This is a genomic window from Streptomyces sp. NPDC031497, from assembly GCF_055580905.1.
Map to the genome: position 1 here is coordinate 1 of NZ_JBVIKO010000022.1, position 18361 is coordinate 18361.

Here is an 18361-nt window from a genome sequence, read left to right on the forward strand (position 1 = left end):
GCGCGCGGTCTGCTCCGCAGACACGACGCGGCGTCGCTACGCGACGCTTCCCGGCGCTGCGCGCCGGAAGGCCTCCGGGCTCCGCCCGGAGGGGCCAGGCACTCCGTGCCCGGCCTGCCGGACCAACGCTCCGCGCTGGCCCGGGACCTGACTGCTCCGCAGTCAGGTAAAAGCGGCAGCAGCAAGGGAGGTGATGGGGGGTGCCGCGAACTGGTCGGCACCCGACCGAGGGTGACGCTCTGTCACCGCACCGCCCGTGCGTCAAAATTGGCGACCGGATAGATTATGGGCTGACATCCCACCACCGCCTCACCCTAGAACCCTTAGCCGAGAATGCGTCAATTCTGGAGCCCGGATGGATTCTGGGGTCACGGTCGGGGCCCCCTTCCGGCTAGTCAATTCCGCTCGATGTGCACGACCCAGGTGACGGCCTGCACCTTGCTGGGAATCTCTCCGTTTTCCTGTGCGGCGGCCCGGTAGCAGTCGGCCAGGAGGTTGTACCGCCTGAGTGCGCCGAGCCCTCGGGCGCGCTGCCCGTAGACCTTACGTACTGCGATATCGTGTGCGTGGGCTGAATGGCACACATGGCTCTCTGTCCTCACCAGGTTGAGGCAGTGGATTCGATGCTGCGGAATCTCTCGGAACAGCCGGGAAAGGAACCCCGCCCGAAGGTCTGCGGACTCAGGTAATACCGTCGGTGCACTCACCGGGGTCCATGTGGCTCGTCTTCAGCCGACCCTCGTAGATGCCTTGGGAATAGCCACCGGGTAGGTTCGTTACCCCGTCTTGGGTAAGGGTTTCTCCGCGCGTCCAGGTCAGACCGTCACGGTCCCAGAACACAGTCGCCAAGCCCCATAAACTGTCATAGGCCAAACGTCCGTAACCATGGCTTTTGTACCAACTCATGTCGTCTATGACATATCGCTGTTCTTTAGCTGGTTCACCTTCTACCGACGCCCAGAGTGATCGCGACGTGAGCGTAAGCTGTGAGCACGGCGGCATCGTGTTTGCAGCTATGTCGAATGCGACACGTATACTCTTTTTCCCGACACTGCCCTGCACGAAGAAGCGGATTTCAGTCTCACTGATGGCGTCGCGTGACCTATTTTGAACAGTGATTACCAGATCATCACGGGCATTGTTTTCCACCCATAACGAGACGAGTCGTGCCTGGGATCTCACCTCCCGCTCTGCGGTCTCCTTGGACTGCTTGAGCTGATCTCGCGCGACCTCGGCACTGAAATATGTGGCGATGCCCGTGAACATCAGGGTGCCGATGGCCGTGATTGCACCACCTACTGTGCCGACCTGAGCCCACGGAATACGGCGCCACCAACTTCGGCGCGGCGTCGTTGTATCCGGCTCGGGATCAGGTTGCGGCTCAGGCTCGGGTTGTGGTTCTGGCTCGGGCTGAGAATCAGGCGCGGGTTGCGACTCAGGAATGTTCTGTCTGACTCGGCCCCGCACTCGGGTGGGAACTGTGCGCTGACGAGCAAGCCGTAACCGAACACGCTGCTGTGGATCGTTGGTCACTCGCCCCCCTCATCTCATCAGGCACCTAGAGGCTCGCACAGCCTACGAAGTCGCGGAACCCTGATATGTAGAGCGTTTTGCCAAGAGGGCAGCTACAGACAGATGCTGACCGAGGGACGGCATTGCGGGCTCCTCCGTCGGCTAGACCGCGGAGCCCTGGGGTGCGGCGGCCGGTGACGCACCCCGCCCCGCCCACCCCGGCCCAGAAAGGTCTTGTGCTGCGCCCTGCGCGCGTGGGTCCTTGCTGCTCCCCCAGGGCTGCGCTGCGCCTAGCGGGCCGCCCGGAGGGCGTTGAGGCGGTCAGAGGGCGTGGCCTCGGTTCGGCGGTGGCTGCTCCTGTGCAGTGCGCCTTGCCCGAGGTGCTCCGACACTCGGCCCGGAAGTCGGTGGGGTTGGGGTGTCCCTTGCGGGATTTTCGGTGGCCGGCGCCCTTGCCACCCGCGCTCGCGCGGATTGGGCGCCGGCCTCTTTCGTGTCAGGGCGCTGTCTGCTGTCCGCCTGCATCCAGCAGCGCCGTCGGGGTATACGCATCCGGCTGGGGCTGTGCTTGAGGGAGGCTGGACGGGCCGGATGGACTACAAGGCGGGGGACGACGGGCGGAATGCGCTGGTAGGCGAGTTCATTTCGGTTTCCGAGGCGTTCGAGGGCAGTGCGGACATCGCTGCCGCCCGCGCCCTCGCCCGGTCCTTCCTGACCAACGTGCAGGCTATTCACGGGCTTCCGGTGTCCGGCCGCGCCATGGGCATGGTGCAGCTGGTGGTGAGCGAACTGGTGACCAACGCCCGCAAGTACGCCCCCGGCCCCTGTCTGCTGACCTTGGACGTCAGGAACGGCGCCGTCGAGGTGAGCGTCTGGGACAGCAGCACCGCCATGCCCGCCGTCCTGGCACCCGACCCCGCCCGAATCGGTCAGCACGGACTGGAGATCGTGATGGCCGTGTCCCAGAGTTTCCAGATCCACCGCGAGCCAGTGGGAAAGCGGATCACCGCGTCCCTCCAACTGGCCGACGATCCGGGCGGAGACCCGGCCGGCCGCCAGCCCTGAGCGCGGCCCGTCATCCAGCACGCGGGCAGCCGCCAACCCTCCCGTGGGGAGGCCGGGAGGGGCGGCGGGCCCCGCCATCGCAGGAGCGGGACAGCAGGGCCCATCAGGGGCCCTCACCTGGGGGATTGGATCGCGCCCGCCCGCACACCATGCACCACAAACCGGCCACACGGATAGATCCAGGCCGAAAGTGTTCGATCTCCCTGGGCGCGGCGCCTAAAGCCCTGCTGTTGTTCGGGGGGAGTTGCTGTACGGACTGGGCGCCGGCCTCTTGCGTGCACGGGAGTGGAGCAGCGGTGGGAAGTCGAGCTGCTTCCTCGAAAGTGCCACCATAACGACTCGCTGTGAGTCATTATGGGAGTGCCCGTTCCGACTCCCTGAAAGGCCCGTACTGATGACCACAGACCCTCCGCCCTCCCCCGCGTCCCCGCCAGAGGAGTTGTGGACTGTCTCGGTGGTGGCCGCCTACCTGGGGTTCACGGGGGATTCTGCGACCGGTTCGGCCCGTAAGCAGCTGTCGCGGTGGGGCATCGCCGCTCACAGCCGTGAGCCCGGCCGGAGCGGCCAGTCGTTGTACCTCGCGGCGCAGGTCCGCGCGGCCCACGAGGCGCGCCCCGGGCGCGGCCGCCACGGGGCCACCAGGACCGAGGGCGGGCGCTTCACGGCATCCACGGACACCTAGAACCCCACCGGACACCCTGCTGAACATGGCAGGGCGGCCGTCCACTGCCAGGCGCACGGCCGCCCACCCACCCAGTCACCAGAGCAACCGAGACCAGGAGGACCCCCATCGTGACCGTCACGCTCCGCCCACATCAAGTCGAAGCCGTCGACACCGTGCTGCGCCATCTCTCCGAGCAGCCCGGCCGGGGCATCCCGCCCGAGGGGCTGCGCACGCAGGTCATCGCCGCGACCGGGTCCGGGAAGACGCTGATCGGCGTGGCGGCGGCCGACCGTCTGTCCGCGCGCCGGGTGCTGGTCCTCGTCCCGACCCTGGACCTGCTGTTGCAGATGGCCGCAGCGTGGCGCGCGGGCGGCCGTCACGGCGCAATGATCGGCGTCTGCTCCCTGCGGGGCGCGGACAGCCAGGGGCTCCCGTGCACGACCGACCCCGACGAACTGATCGCCTGGACCGCCGGCCCCGAGACGGTGACGGTGTTCGCGACCTACGCGTCGGTCGGCATGGGCACGCTCCAGCGCGCGCACGCCGCGGGGCTCAGGGTGTGGGACCTGATGGTGGTGGATGAGGCGCACCGGGTCAGTGGGGACGGGCTCAAGCCCTGGGCGGCCGTGCACGACCAGACCCAGGTCCCGGCCGTGCGGCGGCTGTACATGACCGCGACGGCTCGGATCTGGGAGGCCGACGGGGACGGGGACCGCCCGCGGCTGGTGGCGTCCATGGACGAGGACTCAGCCGGTGTTCGGGCCGGTCGCCTACAAGCTGAAGCTGTCCGAGGCGATCCGGATGGGGCTGGTGGCGCCCTATCAGGTGCTGTGCCTGGACATCCGCGACCCCGAGCTGTACGCCGCGATGACGACCGAGGCGACCGGCTCCGGCGCAGTGCGCGGGGCCCGTCTGGCGGCAGTGCAGACCGGACTCATGCGCGCGGCCGCCGAGGAGCGGTTTCGGCGGGTGTTGTCCTTCCACAGCCGGGTCGGCGAGGCGGAGGCCATGGCGGCCGCCGTGCCCGCGACGGCGGCCCGCCTCGCCGAGGACGACCCCGACACCTTCCCGCCGGCCGAGCAGGTGTGGGCGCAGTGGCTGTACGGCGAGCACCCTCCCGCTCACCGCCGCCAGGTCCTGGACGAGTTCGCCTCGGACTTCCTCGCCGAGCTGGACGGCCAAGGGCGGGACGTGCGCGCGGAACTGCGGGTGCTCTCCTCGGTTCGGGTGCTGGGGGAAGGCGTCGACACCGCCGAATGCGACGCAGTGCTCTTCGCGGACGCCCGCGGCAGCATGGTGGACATCGTGCAGATGGTCGGGCGTGCCCTGCGCACCCGGCCCGGGGCCGGGAAGCTGGCCACGCTCATCGTGCCGGTGTTCCTCTGCGAGGACGAAGACGCGAACGAACTGCTCACCTCCGACGCTTACGGCACCCTCGCCAAGATCCTCGGAGCACTCAGGGCCCACGACACGGACACGATCGAAGCCCTTGCCGACCCCCGCGTCCGCAACGCCCTCCCGCAGCCGGACACGGACGTCGGCCACGACCAGGAGCAGGGCGACGACAGCCAGGACCAGGACGTCGTCCAGGTCGGCGCGGCGGCGGCCGGGGTGCTCAGGTTCAGCGAGGAACGCGACCCCGCCGCCCTCACCCAGTTCGTCCGGCTGCGGGTCATCGACCCCGAAGCCGCGTACTGGCGGCGCGGCATCGAGGCCGCCACGAGGTGGCTGCGCGAGACCGGCAACAGCGAGCTGCGCGTGCCGTACACGTACGTCACGCCGGAGGACTGGGGCGCGGTCGGCTCGCATCCGCTGGGGGTGTGGATCGCGGATCAGCGCCGGTACTACGCGGCCGGAACCCTGGAAGCGGCGCGCGTCGAGCAGCTGGAGGCGCTGGGGATGGTGTGGTCGGTGCAGGCGTCCGCGTGGGAGGCCGGCCTCGCCGTCGCCCGCGCCTACGCCGAAGCGCACGGGCACCTGCTCCCGCCGACGGGGGCGGTGTGGGGTGGGGACAACTTTCCCATCGGGACCTGGACGAAGAACGCCCGTGCAGCGACCCGCAGGACGGCTGAGAACGCCGAACGGCGGGCCGCCGGGGAAACGGGCGTCCCGTACGCCGGGGAGCTGTCAGAGAGCCGTATGGAGGCTCTGTCCGAGATCGACCCCGGGTGGTGCCCGGCTTGGGAGATCGGATGGCAGCGGGCCTACAGGCTCACGCTCGCCCATCGGAAGGCGGGCGGCGCTCTCCCGGCCGGGCCGGGGGAACTGATCGTGCAGGGCGAGGACCTGGGCATGTGGGTCACCGGGCAGCGGGCCGGGTGGGAGCGGCTGATGCCCGCGCAGCAGTGGCTCCTGGAATCGGTCGGGATCGAGCCCCCGGCCGAGGGGGAGCCCGTGGCGGGTGCGTCCCGGCCGCATGACGCACGGTGGATCGCGAACCTTGCGGAGGCGCGCCAGTTCCACGAACGCGAAGGGCATCTGTCTGTGCCCCGCAAGGCGGTAGAGGTCGTGGATGGCGTTGAGCACAAACTTGGTGCCTGGCTCGACAACGTCCGTAGGAGGGCCGCCAAGCTGAGTCCGCAGCGCCGCGCCGACCTCGACGCCCTCGGCATGCGCTGGTAGCCGGTACCGGCCGGACATGACGGTGGCCCGCCCCGGAAGAGATCCAGGACGGGCCATCGACGTGCGTGTGGTCGTGAAGGGCGGTCGCCTACGCGGCGAAAGGCTCCAATGAGGCATCGCCGAACGATCGTCCTCATGGGCAATAGGTGAGGCCCGGGGACACTGTCCCCTCCACAACCACGCTCTCTGCAACACGGCGGGACGGCTAGGCATTCCCTCAGGCACGCGAGCACGAAGCAGACCCCACCACGTTCGGCGCCACGACCCGCCGCGTTCAGCGGAACACCGCCGCAAACGCGGAACGGACGGAAACGGTCACCGCAGCACCACCACCCGTCCCGGGACACCTCCGCGGGCGCGGAGCGGACGGCCCGTTGGGGTCGGCGGTGAGCGCGTCGATCGGGACACCTCCGCGGGCACGGAGCGGACAGCTCGTTGGGGACCTCGGCGTAGGCCGTGAGCGGGACACCTCCGCGGGCGCGGAGCGGACGCGCACCAGGCGACGCCGTCCCAGCCGTATTCCGGGACACCTCCGCGGGCGCGGAGCGGACTCCGCTCACCTCCTGCATTCCTTTCACGCGTCGGGACACCTCCGCGGCCACGGAGCGGACCAGGACAGTGACACCGCCCTCGCCGTGGCCTCCGGGACACCTCCGCGGGCGTGGAGCGGACGCGGGAGGCCAGCAGGGCGGCGGCCTCCCGTACGGGACACCTCCGCGGGCGCGGAGCGGACCTGTCCGGTGCCGAGGCGGGTGTTAGGAGTGTCCGGGACACCTCCGCGGGCGCGGAGCGGACGGCCGGGATGCGGCTCGGGCGGCGGTACGGGGCGGGACACCTCCGCGGGCGCGGAGCGGACCGGGCCTTCCACAGGCGCACCGTCACCACCGCCGGGACACCTCCGCGGGCGCGGAGCGGACGACACGGTCTGGCATGCGGCCATCGGGCCCGACGGGACGCCTCCGCGAGCGCGGAGCGGACATGGTGCCCGACCTGATGATCGAGTGGCAAAACGGGACACCTCCGCGAGCGCGGAGCGGACCCAAGCCAGACGAGCATGCCCGCCGAGGTCGCCGGGACACCTCCGCGAGCGCGGAGCGGACCGCACGCCCTGCGGGTGCATGTGGTTGACCTCCGCAAGCGCGGAGCGGACGTCCAGTTCGGGCCAGGCCTTGACGCGTAGTGCGGGACACCACCGCGAGCGCGGAGAGGACGCAGTGACGGCGAGGGTCGCGTTGTCGAGGAGCGAGAACGGAGATCGGCGCGCACGGGGCACTTGCGCGGAGGGACGACCCGTTGAGGGCGGACGACGACATGCTCATCGGGATGTCTCTGCGGGCTCGGAATCCGGTGCGGGGGCGATGCTGAGCAGGCCGCAACCGTATGCCTTGCCGCGGCCGATGCCGTGGTGGATCGCTGCCTTGAGCAGGTCGGGGTTACTGACGGTGGCGGTGCCGTCGAAGCGCACGCGGTGATGGCGGATGGTGTTGCCGCGCTTGGCGGAGGTGTCGGGGCGAGTGCTGGGGCGGTCGCGAACGGCGTCGAGGGACTGGGAGGCGAGGGTGAGGGGTTTCAGGCCGGCAGCGTGGGCCTGCCGGTGCCACCATTCGTCGGCGGCTTCGCCGCGCAGTGGGACGACGGCGGGGAGGTTGTAGAGGGCACGGGTGGTGGCGCCGGGTTTGCGCACAGGTGAGGCCGTGCACCGGAAACGGACGGTACGGCCGGGCTTGAGAGCGGTGAGGAGGTCGTCGAGAGGGCGGGTGGTGAGGGTGCCGTAGCCGTCAGGTAGGCCGGTGGGGTCGGGGGGCTGGTTGGACTGCAGGAGGAGGTGGCTGCCGGAGTGGGTGTCCTCGATGCGGAAGAGGACGCCGAAGCGGGTTCTTGCCTGGTCGGGGATGTCGTCGGGGAAGAGAGACATGACGCGGCGGTGCAGGGAGGTGCCGTGGGTGCCGCTCAATTCCTGTTGGGCCAGGCGCGAGATGGGGCCCGGGGTGAGCCGGGTGAGCCACAGGGTCATCGGATGCTCCCTTCCGCGGCGGGGCGGGCTTCGGGTGGGAAGGTGGGCGTGGTGTAAGCGGCGAGAAGCCGTAGGCAGGCGGGCCGGCCAGCGCGGAGGCGCTCAGGCGGCGTCATTGCTGACCATTGCGGGCGTGAGGGGGATGTGGCCGGTGTGTACGGCTCGGGATGCGAAGGCGCGTTGCTGGCGGTGGAAGGAAAGTGGTTGGTCGTGACGTAGTTCGACGTCGAGGATCCAGGGTTCGGCGTCGACGACGGTGCGCAGCCACGTCTGGGCGGGTTCGTCGGGGGCGGGGCGGTGACGGGCGCGGATGTGGGGTTGGTTTTCCAGCCAGGGGTGGAGGGTCAGTGCCTCATCGAGCGGTCGCTGGGTGATGGCACGGCGCTCGCCTGGCAGTCCGTGGCTCGCGAGGGGCCGGGCGGGGACGAAGGCTTTGCGTCCGAAGTAGAGCGGCCAGCGCGGACGGTCGAGGGCATCGTGGAGGCGGTCTAGGAGTGGTGCGTCGTCTGATTCGAGGGCGACGAGGAAGAGGGCGTCGGCCAGGTAGAACCGTTTGGTGACGGCGGTGCGGTGGTTCTTGCCATCGGTGTTGGGCACGTTCTGGACGGTGTGGAAGTCGCTTTCGACGACGCCCTCCCGGTCGACGCGCACGCCCATGCGCAGGCTGGCCAGGTGTTGGATGTCCTCATCGGCTTCCCTTGGAATGCCGAGGGCGGCTGCGAGCAAGCCGACGACGCCGGATTTGGTGGGTTCGGTGGTGGTGTCGCGGCTGTTGAACTGGGATCGGGTGCCCCAGGACTGCATGGGGGCGTCGAAGCACATCAGCAGGGTGGGCACGGCGGTCAGCTCTTGGTCGCGGTCAGCAGGCCGGAGGTGAAGGCGTCGAGGGTGGGGGCCTTCATCTCGTCGGGCACACCGGTGAGGGCGGGGCCGATGGTGGCGATGCTGGTGTGGCGCAGTTGGGTGTCGCCGTAGAAGCCGCGCAGCTGCTGGAAGTGGTCGATGAGGCGCTGGCTGGATGCGGCCATGAGGTCGGGGACGTCGGTGACAGGGCTGAGGAAGGCGTTGGCCAGGTTCCAGGCGCCGGTTTCGCGCACGACGCCGAGGAGTGCTTGGGGCATGGTGCGAGCGGCCATGGAGTTCTGTTTGCCTCCGGGCACGGCGTGGATGAAGGAGTACAGCCAGGCACGGGCTGCGCGGGCGGCGAGGTCCGGGTCGGCGGGCAGGTTTTTGGCGAGCTGGTCCAGGTCGAGGTTGGCGTAGCGGTAGAAGCAGGCGGTGTTGAAGTCGATGGTGCCGATCATGTCTGCGGCGGGTTCGGCGTCGGGCCTGAGGTCGTCGAGGGCGGTGTAGTAGTCGAATTCGTTGACGACGGCGTGGGTGGACAGGGCGTGGGCGACCTGTGAGGCGGCGTTGACGTTGAAGTCGGTGTTGTCGGCGATCATGCGTCCGAACAGGGCGATGTCCGCGGCCCGGGTGCCGTCCAGGATGCGCTCGGCCTGTTCCTGGGCCTGCTTGGTGGGTTTGGCCGCAGCCGTCTTCGAGGTCTTCTTCTGCGGCGTTTTCTCGGTCTTCTCCCTGCGCTGTTTTGCCTCGGCCACGGTCTTGGCGAGGGTGTCCCACCGTTCGTCGCAGTAGTCGGCGAGGTGTTCCTGGGCGGGCCGGCCGACGTAGAGGAGGTACTTGGTCAGGCCGGTCGCGGCGTGTGGGGCGAATCCGATTTCCTCGAGGCCGGCTTGGCAGACGCCCAGGGCTTCGTCCTTGTTCCGGCCGCGGTCGGCGAGGATGCCGGCTGCGGCGTCGCGGAGGCGTTTGGTGCGCACTCCGAGCTCGGAGGTGTCCAGGCCGTGCTGGGCGAGGAGTTGGCGTGCGGCGCGTTTGAGGGACTGGCTGGAGATGCGGGCGCGGGTGTGGCCGCCGAAGCGGGCGGTTTTGGGCTGGCCGAGGTCGTCCCGGTTGAGGTTGCTGACGGGGAAGGACTGCAGGAGGTGGAGCTCGATGAGCATGGCGGGTCTCCGGTTCAGGCGGTGGTGTCGGCAGGGGCCGGGGCGGGCTCGGCCGTGCCGGCGGGGGTGGGGCGGCTGGCCCGGTGGTAATCGCGGGCCCAGGTCAGGCGGATCCGCTGGCGGCGTTCTGCGGTGCGCCCGTAGGGGTCGTTGGCCAGGAGATCGACGAGTTCGTTGAGAAGGCGGTAGTAATCGACCGGGATATCGGCGGTCGCCAGCAGCTGTACGCACTGGCGCAGGTAGTGGGGTAGGGCTGCGGTTTCGACGGAGACCAGCTGGGTGAAGCGGCGTTGTACGGAGTCGCCGCGCTCCTGGGCGAGTTGGCCCATGGCGGTGCCGATGGAGGGTCTGCTGCGCTCGCCGTGATGCGGCTGGGGGTGCAGGGCGAACAGGCCCGCGAGCAGCAGCCAGATGTGTTGTTCCGCCTCGGGCGGGTCGAAGTCGAAGACGATGGTGTAGGCGTCGGCTTCCTGGCGGGAGCCGGAGAAGCAACGCCGCAGGCGTGCCATGGTGCGGCGGGCCTCGCTGGCCGCGTGCCGGTTGTCGGAGGACATCGACCGGTGTAGGCCGTAGAGGTGGGTGACGAATTCGCCGCGGCGCTGCTGGATGCTGTCCGGTTGGCTGGGTGCGGTGCGGGGGGTGGTCATGCGTCCTCCGGGGGTGGCGCGCTGTAGCGGGCGAGGCCGCCGCGGAAGATGCGCTGCAGCTTGTGGCGGGCGAGTTGGAAGTCGTCGAAGTGGGCGCTCGCAGTCAGCAGCGAGCGATCGCGGCGTGGGGCCCCTTGCAGCCACTGCCAGGCGGTTTTGTCGGCGAGTTCGCAGACCGCGTGGCCCCAGCGTTCGGCGGGTTCGGTCTCGCCTGTGCCGTCCAGGAGGGCCTGGCCCAGTTCCCGCAGGAAGGCGGCGAACGGTGGTGCCAGCTGCGGCCAGTAGAGGATCTCCAGCTCGCTGGACTTCTTCTCCTGGTCCTTGTTGAGCTGGCGGTGGAAGTCAGCCGCGTACTGGCGTTCCATGAGCTTCAGCTGTTCGCCGAGGTCGTTGGCCAGGGACACCGCGTAGCCCACGATGCGGCCGATGCGGGCGCTGTCGGCCCGCATGAGTGCCACCGGTGCGGGAACGGCTTCCTCGTACCAGGCGTAGGTGTCTCCGCCCTGGTCACCGAGCTGCTGTCCGAAGATCCGCAGCGTGTAGACGGTGTCCTCGGGGATGTGGCCGTCCTCGACGAGTTCGGCGATGTGGTCCAGTGCGGCCGGCCGCCGCCGCTCTGGTTCCTGGGCAGGCAGCGGCCCCTTGGCATAGCGGGCTGCGCGCCAGGTGTTCCACCAGCGTTTGTCGGACGCCAGCAGCAGTTCCTGGCTGTGGCGCCACACGCCGCGCAGTTCCTCCAGGGTGACTGCCCTCAGATCGCCCTGCTTGCCGCCTTTCAGCCACGGCCGCCGGTAGGCCGCCATGGCCTCCCACTCGACGAGGTCACCCTCCAGCCGCGTCCCCGGAGTGAGCACGACACCGTTGACCTCGGTGGTGCCGGAGGAGGTCGTGGTGGACAGCAGGATGCGCCGAGACGGCCAGGTGAGCAGATCCGTCCAGCCCAGCGGGGTACGCGCATCCGGCTCGGGGTCGGGGGGCTGCTCGGCTTCCCACACCGGCCGGTCCCGCCCGGTGGTGCGGGCGGGCAGTTCGTCGTCCGGCTGGTAGCGCTGCATGTTCAGCAGCAGGGTCTCGTGCAGAGTGGCGCCCTCGACCAGCACACAGCCGAAGCGATTGCCCAGACCGCCCTCTGCGGTGCGCTCTTTGCGGTAGGGCTGCTTCGTTCCCGAAGTGTCGTAGGCCTGCACGGTCACCAGCCAGCGGGCCGCCTGCGCCGGCGGCAGGACCGGACACTGGTCAGCAGTGGTGTGATCGAACAGAGTCCGGTTGCTGCCCGTGGCCCAGCCGGCCACGAGTTTCGCCGTGCTGCCCGGGGTGTTGTCCAGAGCCGCGCACTGGAAGAACGGCATGTCCGGATCGAACAGATCGAAGCGGGCGTGCCACTTCTCCTGATAGCCGGCCAGTTCGGCCGCGGGCAGTCCGCCATCGGTCTGGGCCTGCCACAGCTGTGCCCAGCGGGCGGCGTCCAGCGGCTGGTACACCCGGTGCGCGAGAGCCAGCAGCAGGCGGTGCAGTGCCGCGGTCATGGTCGGTGAAGATCCCGCAAGACGCCGGTAGGAAGCTGCCTCACGCAGCGCCTGGGCCAGGCTGATCTCTTGCCGGGCGCCGTCCATGCGCACCGCCGGCAGCCATGGCTCGGTCAGCAGATTGAAGCCCACAGCGTGTCGTTCCTCCCCCAACAGTCGTGCAGGGGGCGAGTCTTGCAAACGCCACTGACAATCGCGGCGGGTTCACCCGGAATGGATCACTCGCCCCGCGATGTCGGCTGAATTCATACTCAGCTCGAGGCCGGTGCGGTATGGGCGGGAGCGGTACCGCGCTGCGTGGCCTCGTCCTTCACCGATGGCACGGCAGCGTCCCAGCCATCACCTGCCGGGAGACAACGGCCGCAGCGGCATCCCGCGCAGCACTTCCACCGCCAGGTCGGGGGGCCTCGTCCGCGGTGCCGAGCGGCGAGGAGCCCGGCAGGCATGCAGCGTCTCGCCGCTGGTCATCGGCTCGTGATGCAGTCCTTGAGGGAGGGGTGCGTCCGGCGAACGGAATGGCCGGCGAGGCGCTGAGGTCGGGGTCAGGTTCGGTGGCCCATCGAACCGGGAGATCCCGTGGGGGCGGGCTCGCGTCCTCACCGGCGGCCGCGCTCTCCTCACCATCGGGTGTCAGGTCACTGCCAGTCGCCGTCGCGCCGGTAACTGTCCTGCCGGGTCCGGTTCGCCCTGGTCGCCCGCGCGGTCAGTTCCCACAGCTGGACATCGTCCCGGGGCTGCGGCAGCCGCACACCCTCGGCCTTCTCCTCCCGGCCGGCGATGCTGCGCTGCAGCTGGGCTGCCGCCCGCTCCCACTGCCGCTCCCAGCCCCGCGGGCAGACGACCGCCTCCTGCGGGCCGTAGACCAAGTCCACCAGGTGCTGCACCTCCTCGGGACAGCGCACCTGCGTACGTCCACGCAGCACCGCCCAGGTCCGCAGCAGCACCGCCTCCGCATGAACGTTCGTCGTGTAGCGGGGGAAGGTGACCTTCTGTGCCTCCTCCTCGACTCCGGTCAGAGCCAGCAACAGGCCGGGTCTGTCGCCGTCGCGCTGGTGGCGCTGGATACGGCCCATCCGCTGGATCAGGCTGTCGATGGGCGCAAGGGAGCTGATCATCACGTCGAAGTCCACGTCCAGGCCCTCCTCCAGCAGCTTCGTGCCCACCACGATCGCCCGCTGCGGCCGGACCTGTTCCCGGTCGGGGTGCGGGGGGCCGAACCGCGCCAGGATCTCGGCCTCCACGCTGGCCCGCTGCGCCTCCTCCAGCTGCCCGTGCAGCAAGAACACCTCGGGCCGTTCCGCCTGCGGCAGCGCCTGAACGAGCTGGAGGATCTGCTCATACGCCTCCTCGGCGTGCCGGACCAGGTTCTGCACCACGGCCACGCAGCGCCCCTCACCGGCCTGCCGCAGCGCCCACCGGGCCCGCTCCGCAAAAGCGACCCGCGACAGCTCCACCACCCGGCCGCTGTTCAGCTCCGAGGCAGGCACGTCCACCACCTGCACGGCATCACAGCTCTCATCCGCCCACACCACCCGCGGATATCCTCCCGACGCCGCGGCGACCGCCTGCGTGCCGGGCCTGCGTCCCTGCGCGCCGGCCCGCCAGCTCTCCACCAGCGCATGCTGACGCCCGGACGGCAACGTCGCCGAGAGCACCACGACCGGTACCCGCATGCGGCCGAGCCACCACAGCAGCCGGTCCATCAGCGTCGACATGTGGACGTCATATCCGTGCACCTCGTCGAACACGACGACCTTGCCCGACAGGCCCGTCAGACGGACGAAGACATGACTGGAGCGCAGCGCCGCCATCAGCGCCTGATCGACCGTCCCCACACCCACCGGTGCCAGCAGACCGCGTTTGTGGGCGAACCACTGCGCGGCCTGTCCGTCCCCGTCGCCCTCACCGTCCACATCGACACCCACCGGCCGCAGTGCAGCGGCCGGATCCACCGCCGCGGCACGGCCGTTGAGGTATTCGCCGGCCGCGGAGTGCAGCAGCCGCACCGGCACGTCCGCCTCCTCCAGCAGCTCCTCCACGGTCTCGAAGGCCTGATTGCTCGTCACACGCGATGGCATCGCCGCATAGAAGCCCTGCAGACCCAGCCGGCGCACCATCTCCGCCACCGCCTGCAAGGCGGCCTTCGTCTTGCCCTCCCCCGTCGGGGCCGCCACCACCACGATCCCCGGCCCCCGCATCCCGGCCACCGCCGCCTCGACCGCCATCTGCACCGGACGCGGCTGTGCCTCGTCCGGGAAGAGAGCCGCGAACCCAGTCTTGCGTGGCGGCTGCCACGGCCGCCACGCCAGCTTCTCGATCTTGCGCGCCTCGTCCACGCGCGCCTGCGCGAGGTAGGCGGCCAGGTCGACATCCAGGCCCGCATACGACGTCTCCGGGCGTGCAGAGGCGATCCAGTCACTCACCGAGGCCAACCCGGCCAGCGCCACCACCGCCTCCGGACTCAGCCGCACCTCCTGCCACGGCAGCTCGTCTGGCTGCGGCAGGCCCCACAAGGAGACAACCCGCTCCACCAGCTCGTCGCACGCAGCCGCCCACCGCGGCCCCCCGTTGTCCCCCACCGCCTCCCGCGCCTGCTGCACCGCCGCAGCCGACGGAACCACCCCGTGATGACCGCCCAACCCCCACGCGACCGACCGCGCGGTGGCCGGCACCGCACCCCACGACCGCAACAACCGCGCCAGATGAACCGCCGTCAGCAGACCGTGATGACAGTCCGTACGCGCCTCAATGTCCCGCCACTGGGCCAACCGCCCAACGTCAGCCCCCGCCACCGGCCCCAGGGCCGGCACCGCCACGTCCTGCCGCAACCCCTGGAACGCCGGCGACAGCTTCCCCAGATCATGCAGACCACACAGCACCGACACCCAACCCGCCGCATCCCCCAGCGGACCGAAACCCGCCTCCAGCTCCGCACGACAGTGCGGCCCCACCAAAACCCCCACCAGCCCCTCAGCCACCACCGCCGTATCCAGCACATGACAGATCAAAGGGTGCGGAACAACGCCACGCCCCAACTTCCCCCACGCCCCACGAACATCCACCCCAACCCCCTACCCCACGAACCACCCCGGTCACAAAACTTCAAGATCGCACAACCGCGCCGAGCCACACCGCCGGACACCAGTAGCCTGACGACCACCAGCGAGCCCCGCACCGCACGCACCTTGACAACAAAAATCCCAAACCCCCACCCGATGGGGGAAGTTCGGACAGACAACCCGGTCACCACACCCGGTAGGCCACCTTCCCAGCACGCGAAGACGGCCCGCAGCCGTCGACATCAGCCCGGTCGACGGCCATACCGACTCCGTCACGGAAGGTCTCCCATGGAATTTGCGCTGCTGGGTCGTCGACCCCGCGTCGACTCCGCGCGAGCGGAGGTGCCCCATGATCGGCCTGCGGCGAGTCGATGCACATCTGGCCGACTCCGCGCGAGCGGAGGTGTCCCGGACAACGCGGGTACCGGGGCGCAGAACCTGGCGTCGGCTCCGCGCGAGCGGAGGTGTTCCGGACCAGTTCGACAACCAGAAGGAACTTGGAGAGCCAGCTCCGCACGATCGGAGGCGGTCAGGCTCCAGGCGAGCGGAGGTCTCCCTCCCGGCACCGTCGGGTACGCGATCTTCGAGCTGTCGGCTCCCGCGCGAGCGGAGGTGCCCCAATGACGTCGGCCGACCTGTTCGTGGTGGGCTCGTCGGCTCCTCGCGAGCGGGGGTGTCCCGCACTCGTCGAGCGCCTCGGTGACCTGCGTGGCGTCGGTTCCGCGCAAGCGGAGGTGTACCGAACTACGAAGGGCAGCTCAACATCTTCCTCGAGTCGGCTCCGCGCGAGCGGAGGTATCCCCGCGCAGCCCGCGAGCGTGGAAATGCTCGCGTGGTCGGCTCCGCTCGGAAGTATCCCAGCGGTGCGGCGGGGTCTCGGCTCCCGCCGGCTCCGCATGAGCGGAGTGGCGGCCGTGTAAGGCGCGTTCACCGAGCGACTCCGCGCGAGCGGAGGTGTACCGCCGGTGCCGCTTGTCTGGTCGTCGCCGAAGCTGTCAGCTCCGCGCGAGCGGAGGTGCCCCGTTCGTGGTGCTGCCGAACACAACGTTCATGACGTCGGCTCCGCGCGAGCGGAGGTGTCCCGCCGCCGACGGCGCCGCCGCGTCCCCAAAAGGGGTGTGCTCCCCACGAGCGGAGGTGTCCCGGATCTGTGGCCGCGCAACCCGGCGGATCCCAGGTCGGCTCCGCACGAGCGGAGGTGTCCCGGAGCTCCAGGCCGCCGAGATCTCCCTGAAGAAGTCGGCTCCGCGCGAGCGGAGGTGTCCCGGACGCCTGGTGGATCGCCCTGTGCATCACTGCGTCGACTCCGCGCGTGCGGAGGCGTCCCGCACTGGGCCGACTTACAGAATGGCAAGATCATGTCGGCTCCGCGCGAGCGGAGGTGACCCGTTGTCGTTGCAACGTGAGCTGATCGTCGTGCTGTCGGCTCCGCGCGAGCGGAGGTGTCCCGAGGGCGAGCACGCCGCTTACACCCCTGGTGGAGTCGGCTCCACGCGAGCGGAGGTGTCCCGACGACCTGCTGCCCTTGAGCAGACGTCCGCAGGTCGGCTCCACGCGAGCGGAGGTGTCCCGTACACAGCGCTGCTGATCGCGCTGTACCTGGGGTCGGCTCCGCGCGAGCGGAGGCGTCCCGTGGGCCTGCTTCGAGTACGGCGAGATCGTGACGTCGGCTCCGCGCGAGCGGAGATGTCGCGCCCCGGGATCGGCGGATACCCGGGGGCTTCGGTCGGCTCCGCGCGAGCGAAGGTGTCCCGCGGGCGGCGGTGCCGACGAGGTAGGGCAGGTGGTCGGCTCCGCACGAGCGGAGTGGTCCCGGCGGCCATCACCTCCGAGCCGTCGATCAGAACGTCGGCTCCGCGCGAGCGGAGGTGTCCCGTCCGGCACGGTGGGGCGCACGGAGAACGTCGGGTCGGCTCCGCGCGAGCGGAGGATTCCCGTCGCAGGCCGCGCGCGAGTACTTCCGCGCGTGGTCGGCTCCGCGCGAGCGGGGGTGTCCCGCACGACGGGTGGGAGCCGGAGCAGCTGCTCGTGTCGGCTCCGCGCGAGCGGCGGTGACCCGGCGTTCATCTTGGTCACCGCCCCCGCCTCCTTGTCTGCTCCGCGGGAGCGGAGGTGACCCGGAGACCACGCAGGGCACGTGGGTGACGCCCTCGTCGGCTCCGCGCGAGCGGAGGTATCCCGTAGTCGGAGGGCAGGACCCACAGCCCCTTGCCGTCGGCTCCGCGCGAGCGGAGGTGTCCCGATCGACTTCCCCTCGATCTCGGCGCGGATGTAGTCGGCTCCGCGCGAGCGGAGGTGTCCCGTCCGGGTCGGACAGCGGATGGCATGAGGGAGGGTCGACTCCGCGGGAGTGGAGGTGTCCCCACCTCGATGTCGTGCGAGGCGGTGTTGTTGAGGTCGGCTCCGCGCGAGCGGAGGTGTCCCGTCGCCGCAGTTGGCGGTGTTGTCGACGTTCAGGTCGGCTCCGCGCGAGCGGAGGTATCCCGATGGCGCATCAGGCAACGCCGTCCCAGCCGTAGCGGGCTCCGCTCGAGCGGAGGTGTCCCGAACTCTTCGCCGTCCTCGTACTGCGGCTCTATGTCGGCTCCGCTCGAGCGGAGGTGTCCCGGGCGAGTACAGCGACCTGATCCGCGAACTCGGGTCGGCTCCGCGCGAGCGGAGGTGTACCGCCGTGGCAGTAGTCCTCCACGAAGACGCCGTTGCCGGCTCCGCGCGAGCGGAGGTGTCCCGGAGGAGAGCGGCGCGTTCGTCGTCTCCACCGAGTCGACTCCCGGTGAACAGAGGTGCCCCGGTGCTGGCGTTCTGTGCGGACCCGGGATCGAGGTCAGCTCCGCGTGAACGGAGGTGGCCCGGCGTCGCCCTCGACTTCAGCGTCGGGAGTCCCGTCGGCTCCGCGCGAGCGGAGGCGTCCCGGTGAACGGTCTTATCGCCCGGCTGTGGATCGAGTCGGCTCCGCGCGAGCGGAGGTGCCCCGGTCTTCAACGTCATGCGGCGTTCGGACCAAATGTCGGCTCCGCGCGAGCGGAGGAGTCCCATCCCCCAGCAGTCGGTGCATGCGGCCAGGGATGTCGGCTCCGCGCGAGCGGAGGTGTCCCGATTCCCTGCCCGGATCCGGTAGAGGTCCGCTGGTCGGCTCCGCGCGAGCGGAGGCGTCCCGGCCGGCGTGGACGAGTGTCTGGCCGACGAGGAGTCGGCTCCGTGCGAGCGGAGGTAATCCCGACCTCGGCGGTTGCCCCGGTGCCGATC

The 18361-nt window shown here is 70.0% G+C and carries 11 protein-coding genes, 1 pseudogene and 1 CRISPR repeat array; of the genes and pseudogenes, 4 read left to right on the forward strand and 8 right to left on the reverse strand.

The window, feature by feature from the left end:
* Positions 1-395: 395 nt before the first annotated feature.
* Both ACZ5K7_RS35165 and ACZ5K7_RS35170 read right to left on the reverse strand, forming a co-directional pair.
* Positions 396-707, reverse strand: coding sequence for a DUF7178 family protein (locus tag ACZ5K7_RS35165; RefSeq protein ID WP_468920011.1), 312 nt, complete (start codon positions 705-707; stop codon positions 396-398).
* Positions 682-1533, reverse strand: coding sequence for a hypothetical protein (locus ACZ5K7_RS35170; RefSeq protein ID WP_468920013.1), 852 nt, complete (start codon positions 1531-1533; stop codon positions 682-684). The genes ACZ5K7_RS35165 and ACZ5K7_RS35170 overlap by 26 nt, the downstream gene beginning before the upstream one ends.
* Before the next feature lie 570 nt (positions 1534-2103).
* Between ACZ5K7_RS35170 and ACZ5K7_RS35175 the strand changes: the two genes are divergently transcribed.
* The 4 genes and pseudogenes from ACZ5K7_RS35175 (at position 2104) to ACZ5K7_RS35190 (ending at position 5863) form a co-directional block, all read left to right on the forward strand.
* Complete coding sequence (locus tag ACZ5K7_RS35175; protein WP_468920016.1) at positions 2104-2577, forward strand: ATP-binding protein; 474 nt, start codon at positions 2104-2106, stop codon at positions 2575-2577.
* A gap of 394 nt (positions 2578-2971) precedes the next feature.
* A complete protein-coding gene (locus tag ACZ5K7_RS35180; protein WP_468920019.1) occupies positions 2972-3259 on the forward strand; it encodes a hypothetical protein in 288 nt (95 codons plus the stop codon).
* Between the two features lie 155 nt (positions 3260-3414).
* Positions 3415-3867: pseudogene (locus ACZ5K7_RS35185) on the forward strand (DEAD/DEAH box helicase family protein); the annotation flags it as partial.
* 127 nt (positions 3868-3994) lie between these two features.
* Positions 3995-5863: a Helicase associated domain protein gene (locus ACZ5K7_RS35190; RefSeq protein ID WP_468920022.1), complete on the forward strand. Its 1869-nt coding sequence runs from the start codon at positions 3995-3997 to the stop codon at positions 5861-5863.
* Between the two features lie 339 nt (positions 5864-6202).
* A CRISPR array of direct repeats spans positions 6203-6963; the repeat unit is 29 nt; unit sequence CGGGACACCTCCGCGGGCGCGGAGCGGAC.
* 215 nt (positions 6964-7178) lie between these two features.
* Here ACZ5K7_RS35190 and cas6e read toward each other — a convergent pair.
* The 6 genes from cas6e to cas3 form a co-directional block, all read right to left on the reverse strand.
* Positions 7179-7877: a type I-E CRISPR-associated protein Cas6/Cse3/CasE gene (gene cas6e / locus ACZ5K7_RS35195; RefSeq protein ID WP_468920025.1), complete on the reverse strand. Its 699-nt coding sequence runs from the start codon at positions 7875-7877 to the stop codon at positions 7179-7181.
* Between the two features lie 102 nt (positions 7878-7979).
* The gene (cas5e, locus tag ACZ5K7_RS35200; RefSeq protein ID WP_468920028.1) at positions 7980-8714 is read right to left on the reverse strand and encodes a type I-E CRISPR-associated protein Cas5/CasD; all 735 of its coding nucleotides are present in this window, start codon (positions 8712-8714) and stop codon (positions 7980-7982) included.
* 5 nt (positions 8715-8719) lie between these two features.
* Positions 8720-9883 carry a type I-E CRISPR-associated protein Cas7/Cse4/CasC gene (gene cas7e / locus ACZ5K7_RS35205; RefSeq protein WP_468920030.1) on the reverse strand — a complete coding sequence of 388 codons (1164 nt, stop codon included), beginning with the start codon at positions 9881-9883 and terminating at the stop codon, positions 8720-8722.
* A gap of 14 nt (positions 9884-9897) precedes the next feature.
* On the reverse strand, positions 9898-10530 hold the full coding sequence (gene casB / locus ACZ5K7_RS35210) for a type I-E CRISPR-associated protein Cse2/CasB (RefSeq protein WP_468920033.1): 633 nt from the start codon (positions 10528-10530) through the stop codon (positions 9898-9900).
* Entirely contained in the window at positions 10527-12188 is a 1662-nt protein-coding gene (gene casA, locus ACZ5K7_RS35215) for a type I-E CRISPR-associated protein Cse1/CasA (RefSeq protein WP_468920036.1), read from the reverse strand. The genes casB and casA overlap by 4 nt, the downstream gene beginning before the upstream one ends.
* Before the next feature lie 503 nt (positions 12189-12691).
* Positions 12692-15118, reverse strand: coding sequence for a CRISPR-associated helicase Cas3' (gene cas3 / locus ACZ5K7_RS35220; RefSeq protein WP_468920038.1), 2427 nt, complete (start codon positions 15116-15118; stop codon positions 12692-12694).
* Between the last annotated feature and the right edge of the window lie 3243 nt (positions 15119-18361).

Excerpts from the sequence above, each read along its gene's own strand:
- casB (WP_468920033.1), bottom strand. The coding sequence starts at position 10,530 with ATGACCACCCCCCGCACCGCACCCAGCCAACCGGACAGCATCCAGCAG.
- cas6e (WP_468920025.1), bottom strand. The coding sequence starts at position 7,877 with ATGACCCTGTGGCTCACCCGGCTCACCCCGGGCCCCATCTCGCGCCTG.
- ACZ5K7_RS35180 (WP_468920019.1), top strand. The coding sequence starts at position 2,972 with ATGACCACAGACCCTCCGCCCTCCCCCGCGTCCCCGCCAGAGGAGTTG.
- cas7e (WP_468920030.1), bottom strand. The coding sequence starts at position 9,883 with ATGCTCATCGAGCTCCACCTCCTGCAGTCCTTCCCCGTCAGCAACCTC.
- ACZ5K7_RS35175 (WP_468920016.1), top strand. The coding sequence starts at position 2,104 with ATGGACTACAAGGCGGGGGACGACGGGCGGAATGCGCTGGTAGGCGAG.